The organism is Microbacterium sp. 1.5R, from assembly GCF_001889265.1.
In the GTDB taxonomy this organism is placed as follows: Bacteria; Actinomycetota; Actinomycetes; order Actinomycetales; family Microbacteriaceae; genus Microbacterium.
Genome location: NZ_CP018151.1, coordinates 424,273 through 435,628, shown reverse-complemented (window position 1 = coordinate 435,628; position 11,356 = coordinate 424,273). Strand labels below are relative to the sequence as shown.

The window sequence follows — 11,356 nt, the reverse complement described above, 5'->3', positions numbered from 1 at the left end:
GACCTACTCGGTCCAGATCTCGGGCTGCTCGTCGGGCACGGGCTCCTGCAGCGGCACGACGAGCACCGACCGGTGCTGGCGGTGCGCGAGGCGGGCAGCGACGGACCCCGTGAAGAACTCGCGGATCGACTCTCCGATGCCGCGCTTGCGTGTGCCGACCACGATCAGCTGGGCGTCGAGCTTGTTCGCCAGCTGTTTGATGGCGAGCGCCGGATCGCCCACGAGCTGCCGGGCCGTCCATGTCAGGCCCGTTCCGTCGAGGGCCGCAGCCGCCTCCGCCTGCACGGCCTCGAACTCGGCCGTGCCGGCATCGAAGTTGATGTCGATGGGCGCCGAGTGCACGTAGCCGTCGGGGTCCTCATAGGTGACGAAGCGCGTGACGTCGACGTGTGCGACCACCAGCGGCACGCGGAGGAGCCGTGCGAATCGCGCCGCCTCTTCGATCACCCGTTTCGGCTGCCCCGGCTGCATCCCGACGATCACGGCCTTCTGCAGTGTCGCGTTCTGCGCGGCCTCGTCGGAGGGCGTCGAGGTGTTGTCGGTCATGAGGATCGCTCCCTTCACCAGCTGCCAACGGGCCAGTGCGGTCTGGCCGCGTGCTATTCTGAATGCTACTCTTACCGGCCCTCAGCCGGTGTCGTGAATGACTCGGGCCAGTCGTTGCCCGCAGCTTAACTCGTGAGGGGGTCTCAGGCATGGGCCGTGGCCGTCAAAAGGCGAAACACACCAAGATCGCCCGCGAACTGAAGTCGTTCAGTCCGTCGGTGAACTACTCGGCGCTCGAGCGCGAACTCGCGCACCCGAGCGACGCTGAAGACGCATACGTCGACAAGTGGGCCGACGAGTATGCAGACGAAGACGAGGACGAACTCGAAAAGGCCTGACCGCCTCTTCGCTCGTCATCGATTCCCCCGTGCACCGCACGGGGGTTTCGTCGTGTCCGAAATCCCGGAACTCTCGGCATCCACGCCGGGCTCGTGACGGACGGACACCGCGTGCCCTGAGAGGATCGACCCATGGCCCGCGTCGTCTCCCTCTTCCGTCATCCGATCAAGGGCTTCACGCCCGAGTCGGTCGAGTCCCTCACCGTGCAGCCTGGTGGGCGCATCGCCGGCGATCGCGTGCTGGCGTTCCGCTTCGCCGACGCGATCGCGCCGGAGTCTCGCGACGGACTCGACCACTGGCCGAAGGCGAAGGGACTCTCCCTGCAGGACTTCCCGGGCCTCGCGGCATTGCGCACCGACTACGACGACGATCGGCAGCGCGTGCGGATAGAGCACGAGGGTTCCGTGCTCGTCGAGGCGGGACTCGATGACTCCGGTCGTGGCGAGCTCGCGGACGCGGTGACCGATTTCGTGCTCGCGAGCCCGGAGGGCCGGCGGATCCGGCGCCCCGGACGACTGCCGCTCGTACTCGTCGGCGACGGTGTGACGCCGAGGTTCCAGGATCGTGAGCGCGGCTACGTCTCCGTGCACAGTCGTGGCAGTGTCGACGCACTGAGCGACTCTCTCGGCTTCGGCATCGATGACCGCCGGTTCCGCTCCAACGTCGTCATCGACGACGTCGCCCCCTGGTCGGAGCTCGACTGGGCCGGCGAGCTGAGCATCGGCGAGGTGACGTTCCGCACCGCGGGGCCGATCGTGCGCTGCCTCGCGACACACGCCAACCCCGACACGGGCGTTCGCGACGCGAAGGTGCTCACGACCCTCACGAGCGCCCACGGTCAGGACGAGCCGACTCTCGGCCGACTCCTTCTGCCGCCGCAGGACCCGGCCGATGCGTCAGCGCCGTGGGTCGGCGGCACGATCAGCGTCGGCGACGAGGTGCGAGCGCACTGAGGGGCCTCGGGCCCACGCCGATCCACCGGCGCCCCTTCACCGCCGCGAGTCACCAGCGACCGTGGCGACGCTCCCAGTCCTCTTCGATGGTGCGACGTCGACCGGCGATCCATCCGGCGGGGATCACCGCGATCAGAACCCCGACGAGCACCCACAGGGGAATCTCCCAGCTGTCGGTCATGTCGTGCAGCAGGCCGATCAGCAGCGGGAACACCGCGGCGACCGCGTAGCCGATGCTCTGCACGAAACCGCTGAGCGCCACCGCGCTCTCGGGCGTGCGGGCCCGGATGCTGAGCAGCACGAGGGCGAGCGGGAAGAGCCCGGGTGCGAGGCCGTAGAAGACCACCCACAGCGGCAGCGCCACCGTGGGCAGGAACAGGAATCCGAACAGCCCGATGAGCCCGCACGCGATCGAGATGAAGAACACAGGACGGGTCGCCTGGAACCGGACGATGAGAATGGGCACGAGCAGAGAGCACGGCAGGCCCATCAGACCGAACAGCGAGAGCAGCAGCCCCGCATTCGTCGGTGAGACCCCGCCCACGTCGATCATGATCGACGGCAGCCATGCGAAGGAGACGTAGGCCAGCGTCGACGACGACGCGAACACCAACGCGATCGACCAGGCCATCGGCAGCCGCCACAGCCGACCGAAGACCCGCGGGTTGGCGGGCGTCGTCGCGATCGGTCCGGTCGCCACGGATGCTGCGTCGTAGCCGTCGCGCTCGATCTCGGTCGCGGCGGACTCCGTACGCGCGGGGGCCGAGGCGACGGCATCCGCCCGGCTCGTGACGAGCATCGCCACCCAGGGCACGAGCGCGATCGCGGCGAACACGCCCCACAGCCCCAGCGACACCCGCCACCCGGCCGAGTCGGCGAGCGGCACTGCGACCAGCGGCGGCACGAACGTCGACACCGCCATGGTGGTCGAGTAGACCGTCATCATCAGGCCGAGGCGATCGGGGAAGTACTTCTTCACCAGCGGCGGCAGCAGCACGTTCCCCGAGCCGACGCCCGCGAACACCACTGCCGTCGCGGCGAGCAGCGATGTCGAGTCGACGGCGAGGCTGCGCAGCAGCAGTCCGGCGGCGATCAGGGCGATCGCCACGACAGCCACGCGCTCGAGTCCGAATCTCCGCTCGAACAGCGGCGTCAGCAGCCCGAACACCGCGAAGCACACCGGCGGCGCGGCTCCGATCAGGCCGACGACGACCGACGAGACCGGGAAGTCGTCGGCGACGTGGTCGAGCACGGGCGACAGCGACGCCACGGCCGAGCGCAGCGAGAACGCGACCAGCACGATGCCGACCAGCGCGAGCGCACGGCCACGCCAGAGCGGCTGCGCACCCGAGGTCACGAGGTCTGCGACCCCTCCACCCAGGCCAGGTACTCGTCGGAGACCGTGCCGGTGACGTACCGGCCGTCGAAGCAGCTCATGTCGAGGTCGCTCAGCACGGATCCCTCGGTGATCGCAGCCTTGAGGTCCTCGACCTCCTGATAGACCAGGTGATCACAGCCCAGCTCGGCGGCGATCTCGGGGATCGTCCGGCCGTGGGCGATGAGCTCGTGACGCGACGGCATGTTGATGCCGTAGACATGCGGGTGACGCACCGGCGGAGCCGCGGAGGCGAACGTCACAGAGGTGGCACCGGCATCCCGGGCCATCTGGATGATCTCCTTCGACGTGGTCCCGCGCACGATCGAGTCGTCGATCAGCAGCACGTTCTTGCCCTGGAACTCGGTCGACATCGCGTTCAGCTTCTGACGCACGCTCTTCTTGCGCACGGCCTGCCCGGGCATGATGAAGGTGCGGCCGACGTAGCGGTTCTTGTAGAAGCCCTCGCGGTACTCGATGCCCAGCTTGCGGGCGACCTCCATGGCGGCGGGCCGGGAGGAGTCGGGGATCGGCATGACGACGTCGATCTTGTCCATCGGCACGTGCTTCGCGATCGTGTCGGCGAGACGGTCGCCCATGCGCAGGCGCGACTCGTAGACCGAGACGCCGTTCATGACCGAGTCGGGTCGGGCGAGGTAGACGTACTCGAACGCGCAGGGCGCGAGAGTGGTCTCCTTCGCACACTGCCGGCTGTGCAGCTCGCCCTCGTTGGTGATGAAGATCGCCTCACCGGGCTCGACCTCGCGCACGACCTCGTAGTCGGCGTTCTCGAGCACCAGCGACTCGCTCGCCACGACCCATTCGTCGCGGCCCTCTGCGCCGGGGACGGTCGAAGGACGACGGCCGAGGATCAGGGGACGGATGCCGAACGGGTCGCGGAACGCGAGCAGACCGTAGCCCGCGATCACCGCGATCACGGCGTACGCGCCCTCGATGCGCTCGTGCGTGCGCTCGACGGCCTCGAAGACGCGCTCGGCGTCGAGGTCGACCGTCGACGTCGTGTTCTGCAGCTCGCCGGCGAGGACGTTGAGCAGCAGCTCGGTGTCGCTCGACGAGTTGAGGTGACGGCGGTCGCGCTTGGCCATGTCGGCCGTGAGCTCGCGCGTGTTCGTCAGGTTGCCGTTGTGGATGAGGATGATGCCGTAGGGCGCGTTCACGTAGAACGGCTGCATCTCCTCTTCGTTCGACGCGGTGCCCTTGGTCGCGTAACGCACATGACCGAGGCCGACGTTGCCGAGCAGTCCGCGCATGTCACGAGTGCGGAACGCCTCGCGGACCATGCCCTGCGCCTTGGCGTTGTGCATCACGCCGTTCGCCTCGGCGGTCGCGATTCCCGTTGCATCCTGACCGCGGTGCTGCAACAGCAGGAGTGCGTCGTAGATGTCCTGATTGACCGGGGCAGAGCCCACCATTCCGACGATGCCGCACATGGACTCTTACTTCGCTCCGTCCGCGTAGGCGCCGATCAGGCGCACCGCTCCACCGTCGACGCCCTTGGCGCCCTGTTCGAACTCTCCTGCCGGCCGCGCGCCGAAGCCCACGGTTCCGACCTGCCACGCGGGCATGCCGTCGGCCGCGAGCGCTGCGATCGCGGCATCCTTCTTGTCGGCTGCGACGATCGCGAGGAACCCGACTCCGAGGTTCCAGGTGCCCTCGGCGGACTCCAGCGTGGACCCGGCGATGTCACTGAGCACGCGGAAGACCGGGCTCGGCGACCAGGTGCTGCGGTCGACCTCGGCCCAGCTGCCCTGCGGGAGCACGCGCGCGAGGTTCGCCGCGATGCCGCCGCCGGTGACGTGGCTGAGCGAGTGGACCCCGCCCGAGCCTGTGCCGCCGCCGAGCTGCTCGATGAGGCGCAGCAGCGGGAGCGTGTAGAGACGAGTCGGCTCGAGCAGCGCCTCGCCCCACGTCTTGCCGAAGTCGGCGGCGTTGTCGCCGTAGCCGATGCCCGCGTTCGTGACGATGTGGCGCACGAGGGAATAGCCGTTGGAGTGCAGTCCGCTGGACTCGACGGCGATGACGACGTCGCCGTCCTGCACGCGGTCGGCCCCGAGGATGCCGTCGGCCTCGACGACTCCGGTCGCGGCTCCTGCGACGTCGTAGTCGCGCGGGCCGAGAAGACCGGGGTGCTCGGCGGTCTCGCCGCCGATGAGCGCGGTCCCCGTCGCGGTGCACGCCTCGGCGATGCCGCGCACGATGTCGGCGATCCGCTGCGGGAAGACCTTGCCGCACGCGATGTAGTCGGTCATGAAGAGCGGCTTGGCGCCCACCACGACGATGTCGTCGACGACCATGCCGACCAGGTCCTGGCCGATCGTGTCGTGCTTGTCGATGGCCTGCGCGATGGCGACCTTCGTGCCGACGCCGTCTGTGCTCGTGGCGAGCAGCGGACGACGGAAGTCGCGCAGCGCACTCGCGTCGAACAGTCCGGCGAATCCGCCGACACCGCCGAGCACTTCAGGGCCGTGCGTCGCGCGCACGGAAGACTTCATCAGCTCGACGGCGAGATCGCCTGCAGCGGTATCGACGCCGGCTTCGGAATAGGGATTGGTGGGGGAGGCAGCCACACCTCCAGCCTACCGCCCGCGGAGACCTCCTCTCCCCTCCCTCCATCTCCTACGATGGGGCCATGGCCGACAAGCCGCAGTGGTTGATCCGCGAGGACGCGAGCGTTCCGGTGCTCGTCGCGCTCGCGCTGCGGCAATCGCTCGGCATCCGCGCCCCGGAAGATCTTCCGAGCCTGCGCGATCTGCCCGTCCGGGCACCGGATGCCGCCGAGGTGACGCCCGAGCTCGAGAAGCAGTGGCGCGACTACTGGGACATGACCGTCGAGCCCCGAGCGCATCCGTCCGGCGTGCCGCTCGAGCTCGTCGACGGGTTCGACACGCTGGTGGCGCTGCCGGCGACCGGTGCCGAACAGCTCGCCGAGGCGATCGCGCCGCATGCCGCATCGGCGATGCACTACGCCCGCGTCGCGCACGATCGCTACGTGTCGTCGATCCACAGCTCGATCGCCAACCGGTCGGGCGGCGGGACGATCGGGGGCGAGTCGTATCGCGCCTATGCCAGCGCGATCGCCGAGTTCGAGCGCGAGATCGGTCGCCGTGCGCACTCGTTCGAGCTCAACGTGCAGGTGCTGCCATTCTCGCAACGGGGGATCTGGTGGATCGGCGCGCTCACCGTCGCGGTGACCGACGGCCTGCGCCGCGACGTGGTCTCGTTCGACGCGGCGATCCGGCCCATCATCGCCGAACTGGCGTGACGCCCCGGGGCGTGATCAGTCGTTCGCGATGATCGTCTCGTGCTCGACCCTGACGACGTGGTCGTGGCGACGCGCGACGCGTTCGAGGATCAAGGCGACGACGCTCGCGAGGGCGAAGCCGATCGGCACCGTCCACAGCAGCAGGAATCCGAACACCTGCCCTGGCGGGTAGACGACGTTGACCGCTTCGGACGGCTCGTAGCTGCCCATCATCGTCAGGATGCCGGCGGCGATGATGCCGAGCACGACGCCGATGCCCATGAACACGCCGAAGCGCGGCACGCGGCGGACGGTCGCCTCGACCGTCTGGGAGGAATCGTGGGAGGACATGCATCCATTGTCCCACCGTTGGCTGCGGGTCGCTCCCCCTCCTGCGCACTCAGCCGTGCGACGGGTCAGGGGCGCAGTGGCAGGACGTCCGAGAGATCGGCGCGGGTTCCGGAAGCGCTCACGCGCCCCGAGCCCGCCGCATCCGACCAGTGCTCCACGCCCGTCGCGACCGCGATCCAGGTCGCCGGGTCCATCTCGACGACATTCGGAGGGGTGCCGCGGGTGTGACGGGGGCCCTGGATCACCTGCACGGCACCGAACGGGGGCACCCGCACCTCGACGCTGTTGCCCGGGGCCTTCTCGTCGAGCAGCTGCAGCAGGTAGCGCACGGCGGTCGCGAGGGGAGCGCGTTGCGGCTTCTCACCTGCGGCATCCGCGCGCCTGACCTCGTCGAGGGCGGCGCGTCCGTCGATGATGTCGATCTTCCTGGAGGGCATGGAGAAAGGGTACGCCGAGGCTTGTGCGGCGCAGTCGGGGGTGCCTCGTAGGCGCGGGCGCCTCGGACGGAGATCTGCGCTTTCGAAGGACAGATCACCCGAATCCCTCCTTCGCACGCGGAGATCTCCTTCGCCGGCGACCTGGATCGGACCGATAGTCGCCCGGCGCCCGCGCGCACAGGAATAGGCTCGAGGCGATGAGCCAGAATCCCGATACCCTGCGTGGCGCGCGAGCCGAGCTGATCGCGGCGACGCGGCGCGGTGATGCGTGGGCGAAGCCGTTCCCGGCGGTCGGCGGCGGTGCGCATCCGGCATCGGTGCTCGTGCTGTTCGGGCGGTTGGACAGTATCGCGGCCGGGACCGACGAGGCGACTGTCGCCGCCGACCTCGATGTACTGCTGCAGCGTCGGGCAGCGACCCTCTCGTCGCATCCCGGCCAGGTGTCCTTCCCGGGCGGCCGGGCCGAGAACACGGATGCGGATGCCGTCGCCACCGCCCTGCGCGAAGCCGAGGAGGAGACCGGACTCGACCCGGACGGCGTCGAGATCCTCGCGACGCTGCCCGAGCTTCCTCTCGCCGCCAGCAACCACGTCGTCACCCCCGTGCTCGGGTGGTGGCGCACTCCGTCGCGCGTCGCCGCCGTCGATCACGCCGAGACGGTCGAGGTCTTCCGCGTTCCCGTGGCACAGCTGCTCGACCCCGCCAATCGGCACACGTCGACCATCCACCGCATGGGACGCACGTGGAAGGGGCCCGCGTTCGACATCGACGGCACGATCGTGTGGGGCTTCACGGCGATGGTTCTCGATGCGCTGTTCGATGCAGCCGGGTGGACTCTGCCGTGGGACCCGTCGATCGAGCGGGCGATCGACGTCTGACCGGGAACCCGCCGAAACCCGCGCCCCCGCCTCGGTAGTCTGGACGGGTGAAGATTCTCGTCCTCGGTTCCGGTGCCCGTGAGCACGCGATCATCCTCGCTCTGCGAGCAGAGACCGCGGAGCACGAGATCTTCGTCGCCCCCGGCAACGCCGGCATCGCCCAGGATGCGACCCCCGTCACCCTCGACATGCTCGACGGCGCCGCGGTGACCTCCTTCGCCAACGAGCATGCGGTCGATCTCGTGGTCGTCGGCCCCGAGGCTCCTCTGGTCGCCGGAGTCGCCGATGTCCTCCGGGCCCACGGAATTCCCGTGTTCGGCCCGGGCAAGGCCGCGGCCCAGCTCGAGGGGTCCAAGTCGTTCGCGAAGCGCATCATGGATGCCGCCGGTGTCCCCACCGGGCGCGCAGTGCGCGCCACCACCACCGCAGAGGTCGAGGCCGCGTTCGACGACCTCGGCGCCCCGCACGTCGTGAAGGCCGACGGCCTCGCTGCCGGCAAGGGTGTCATCGTGACATCCGATCGCGCCGAGGCTCTCGCTCATGCCGAGCACTACCTGCCGTCCGGTCCCGTGCTGATCGAGGAGTTCCTCTCGGGCCCCGAGGTCTCGCTGTTCTTCCTGAGCGACGGCGACACCGTCCGAGCGCTCAGCCCGGCCCAGGACTTCAAGCGCGCGCTCGACGGCGACGAAGGCCCCAACACCGGCGGCATGGGCGCCTACTCGCCGCTGCCCTGGCTCACCGACCAGTTCGGCAGCGAGCAGGCCTTCGTCGAGGAGGTCACCCGCGACGTCGCCCTGCCCGTGATCCGTCAGCTCGACGAAGAGGGCACGCCGTTCATCGGCCTGCTGTACGCCGGCCTCATCCTCACTCCCGCAGGCGTGCGCGTGATCGAGTTCAACGCCCGCTTCGGCGACCCCGAGACCCAGATCGTGCTGCCGCGTCTCGTGACCCCGCTGTCGGAGCTGCTGCTCGCCGCGGCATCGGGCACGCTCGAGGATCAGCCCGAGCCCGTGTTCAGCGACGACGTCGCAATCACCGTGGTGCTCGCGAGCGAGGGCTACCCCGAGGCTCCGCAGACCGGCCGTCCGATCGAGGGCCTCTCCGATGCGGCGGCGGTCGAGGGCGTGCGTCTCGTGCACGCGGCGACCGCGAGCCCCGACGCACCCGGCGGGTCGCTGATCGCCACCGGCGGCCGCGTGCTCAACGTCGTCGCCGTGGGATCGGACTTCCGCACCGCGCGTGACCGGGCATACGAGGCCATCGGTCTCATCACCCTCGAGGGCTCGCACTTCCGCACGGACATCGCTGCCCGCGTCGCGGAGTAGTCCGACCCGTCGTCGCTTTCCTGCCGATTCGCGCAGGTACTCCGCCAACTCGGCCGAGAACTGTTGACACCACCAGCTTTCTTCAAGAAAGTTGGCGGATGCCGCTCCGCTCCGACTGGTCGACAGCCACCTGCCCGATCGCCCGCTCCGCCGATGTGCTCGCCGACCCGTGGGTCCTCCTGATCCTGCGGGAGCTCTTCTCCGGCCGCTCGCGCTTCGACGAGCTGCGCGATGCGACCGGCGCCGCCGACTCCGTGCTCGCCCGGCGCCTCGCCTCGATGGGCGAGGCGGGTCTCGTCGCACACGGTGACCCCGGCTATCGGCTCACGGACGCCGGACGCGAGACCCTCCCGATCCTGCACGCCTACGCGCGCTTCACGAGCACGACCGATCCTGACGGGTCCTGGGGCCTGACCGTCAGCTGCGGTCGCTGCGGCGAGGCGACGGCATCCGCCGACTGGTGCGCGACCTGCGCCGCCCCACTCGACGCCGACAGCACGCGATGGACCCGCCGCAGCATGGGCGGCGAGCCGTTCGCCCTGACGTCGGGCGACGCAGCGTGACCGCAGACTCGGTCGAGGAGCCGACCGGCACCCCGACACCCGCACTCCGGCAGCGCCGCATCCATCCCGCCTGGATCGTCGCACTCGTGGCCCTGATCGCCCTGATCGGAGCCGCCGGATTCCGCGCCGCGCCCGGGGTGCTGATGCTGCCCCTGCAGGACGAGTTCGGCTGGACCACCGCGGAGCTCTCCCTCGCCGTCACGGTCAACCTGCTGCTGTTCGGCCTCACCGCCCCCTTCGCCGCCGCGCTGATGCAGCGCTTCGGCATCCGCGCGGTGACCGTGACCGCTCTGTTCGTGATCGGCGCCGGCGCCGCGCTGAGCGTCTTCGTGGCCACCCCGGCGCAGCTCATACTCACGTGGGGTGTGCTGATCGGGCTCGGCACCGGGTCCATGGCGCTGGTCTTCGCTGCGACGATCACCGACACCTGGTTCGCAACCAGACGCGGGCTGGTCTCGGGTGTGCTCACCGCGGGCAGCGCGACCGGACAGCTCATCTTCCTGCCCGTGATCGCCGCGGCGGCCGAGGACATCGGATGGCGCGGAGCATCTCTCATCATCGCCGGCGGTGCTCTCGCGGTCGTCCCCCTGGTCTGGATCTTCGTGCGCAACCGACCGAGCGATCTCGGCGTCACCCGCTACGGCGACACCGGCCCTGTCACCGTGGCCGCGCGGCCGAAGGGCAACGCGTGGGGCGCCGCCCGCCTCGCCCTCACGACGCTGCGCGACGCCGCCCGCACCAAGACGTTCTGGGCCCTCGCGATCGGGTTCGCGATCTGTGGCGCCACGACCAACGGCCTGATCGGCACCCACTTCATCCCCAGCGCGCACGACCACGGGATGCCGACGACGACCGCGGCCGGACTGCTCGCCGTCGTCGGGATCTTCGACATCGCCGGCACCGTGTTCTCCGGGTGGCTGACCGACCGGGTGAACCCCCGCATCCTGCTGGCCGCTTACTACGCGCTGCGCGGCGTGAGCCTGCTCTTCCTGCCGAGCCTGCTGTCGGCCGAGGTGCAGCCGAGCATCATCGTCTTCATCGTGATCTACGGCCTCGACTGGGTGGCGACTGTTCCGCCGACCATCGCGCTGTGTCGCGAGGTCTTCGGGGACCGAGGGCCTCTGGTGTTCGGCTGGGTGTTCGCCGCGCACCAGATCGGCGCCGGCATCGCCTCGTTCCTTGCGGGCATGGTGCGCGACCACACCGGCCAGTACACGTTCGCCTGGTTCGCCGCCGCCGGGCTCTGCGCGGTAGCGGCGCTGGTCAGCGCGACGATCCGCCGGCATCCGGCGCCGACGCCGACTCCGACCCCCTGACCCGACACGAA

General features: G+C 69.7%; 13 protein-coding genes. 7 read left to right on the top strand and 6 right to left on the bottom strand.

What is annotated here, in order from left to right; translation table 11 throughout:
* Positions 1 to 3: 3 nt before the first annotated feature.
* Positions 4 to 546 (bottom strand): universal stress protein, encoded by a 543-nt coding sequence (locus tag BMW26_RS02140; protein ID WP_053098618.1) that lies wholly within the window; start codon positions 544 to 546, stop codon positions 4 to 6.
* Positions 547 to 695: 149 nt separating this feature from the next.
* Between BMW26_RS02140 and BMW26_RS02135 the strand changes: the two genes are divergently transcribed.
* Together BMW26_RS02135 and BMW26_RS02130 are read left to right on the top strand one after the other, a co-directional pair.
* Positions 696 to 884 (top strand): DUF3073 domain-containing protein, encoded by a 189-nt coding sequence (locus BMW26_RS02135; protein ID WP_042537993.1) that lies wholly within the window; start codon positions 696 to 698, stop codon positions 882 to 884.
* A 132-nt stretch (positions 885 to 1,016) separates the two neighbouring features.
* Positions 1,017 to 1,838, top strand: coding sequence for an MOSC domain-containing protein (locus BMW26_RS02130; protein ID WP_072590639.1), 822 nt, complete (start codon positions 1,017 to 1,019; stop codon positions 1,836 to 1,838).
* Between the two features lie 49 nt (positions 1,839 to 1,887).
* On the opposite strand, the gene BMW26_RS02125 is transcribed toward BMW26_RS02130, so the two are convergent.
* The 3 genes from BMW26_RS02125 to purM are packed head-to-tail and all read right to left on the bottom strand — an operon-like array spanning position 1,888 to position 5,801.
* Positions 1,888 to 3,195, bottom strand: a complete 1,308-nt coding sequence (locus BMW26_RS02125; protein ID WP_072590638.1) for an MFS transporter — start codon at positions 3,193 to 3,195, stop codon at positions 1,888 to 1,890.
* A complete protein-coding gene (gene purF, locus BMW26_RS02120; RefSeq protein WP_053098615.1) occupies positions 3,192 to 4,664 on the bottom strand; it encodes an amidophosphoribosyltransferase in 1,473 nt (490 codons plus the stop codon). Before purF ends, BMW26_RS02125 begins: the two co-directional genes overlap by 4 nt.
* A gap of 6 nt (positions 4,665 to 4,670) precedes the next feature.
* Positions 4,671 to 5,801: a phosphoribosylformylglycinamidine cyclo-ligase gene (gene purM, locus BMW26_RS02115; protein ID WP_072590637.1), complete on the bottom strand. Its 1,131-nt coding sequence runs from the start codon at positions 5,799 to 5,801 to the stop codon at positions 4,671 to 4,673.
* A gap of 62 nt (positions 5,802 to 5,863) precedes the next feature.
* On the opposite strand from purM, the gene BMW26_RS02110 reads away from it, so the two are divergent.
* Positions 5,864 to 6,496: a hypothetical protein gene (locus BMW26_RS02110; protein ID WP_053098613.1), complete on the top strand. Its 633-nt coding sequence runs from the start codon at positions 5,864 to 5,866 to the stop codon at positions 6,494 to 6,496.
* Positions 6,497 to 6,511: 15 nt separating this feature from the next.
* Here BMW26_RS02110 and BMW26_RS02105 read toward each other — a convergent pair whose 3' ends face one another.
* A complete protein-coding gene (locus BMW26_RS02105) occupies positions 6,512 to 6,826 on the bottom strand; it encodes a hypothetical protein (protein ID WP_053098612.1) in 315 nt (104 codons plus the stop codon).
* Between the two features lie 65 nt (positions 6,827 to 6,891).
* The gene (locus tag BMW26_RS02100; RefSeq protein WP_056276513.1) at positions 6,892 to 7,263 is read right to left on the bottom strand and encodes a sterol carrier family protein; all 372 of its coding nucleotides are present in this window, start codon (positions 7,261 to 7,263) and stop codon (positions 6,892 to 6,894) included.
* Between the two features lie 197 nt (positions 7,264 to 7,460).
* On the opposite strand from BMW26_RS02100, the gene BMW26_RS02095 reads away from it, so the two are divergent.
* The 4 genes from BMW26_RS02095 (at position 7,461) to BMW26_RS02080 (ending at position 11,345) form a co-directional block, all read left to right on the top strand.
* Entirely contained in the window at positions 7,461 to 8,141 is a 681-nt protein-coding gene (locus BMW26_RS02095; RefSeq protein WP_072590636.1) for an NUDIX hydrolase, read from the top strand.
* A gap of 47 nt (positions 8,142 to 8,188) precedes the next feature.
* Positions 8,189 to 9,466: a phosphoribosylamine--glycine ligase gene (gene purD, locus BMW26_RS02090; protein ID WP_072590635.1), complete on the top strand. Its 1,278-nt coding sequence runs from the start codon at positions 8,189 to 8,191 to the stop codon at positions 9,464 to 9,466.
* 98 nt (positions 9,467 to 9,564) lie between these two features.
* Complete coding sequence (locus BMW26_RS02085) at positions 9,565 to 10,029, top strand: winged helix-turn-helix transcriptional regulator (protein WP_056276503.1); 465 nt, start codon at positions 9,565 to 9,567, stop codon at positions 10,027 to 10,029.
* Positions 10,026 to 11,345: an MFS transporter gene (locus BMW26_RS02080; protein WP_072590634.1), complete on the top strand. Its 1,320-nt coding sequence runs from the start codon at positions 10,026 to 10,028 to the stop codon at positions 11,343 to 11,345. The genes BMW26_RS02085 and BMW26_RS02080 overlap by 4 nt, the downstream gene beginning before the upstream one ends.
* The last annotated feature ends 11 nt before the right edge of the window (positions 11,346 to 11,356 follow it).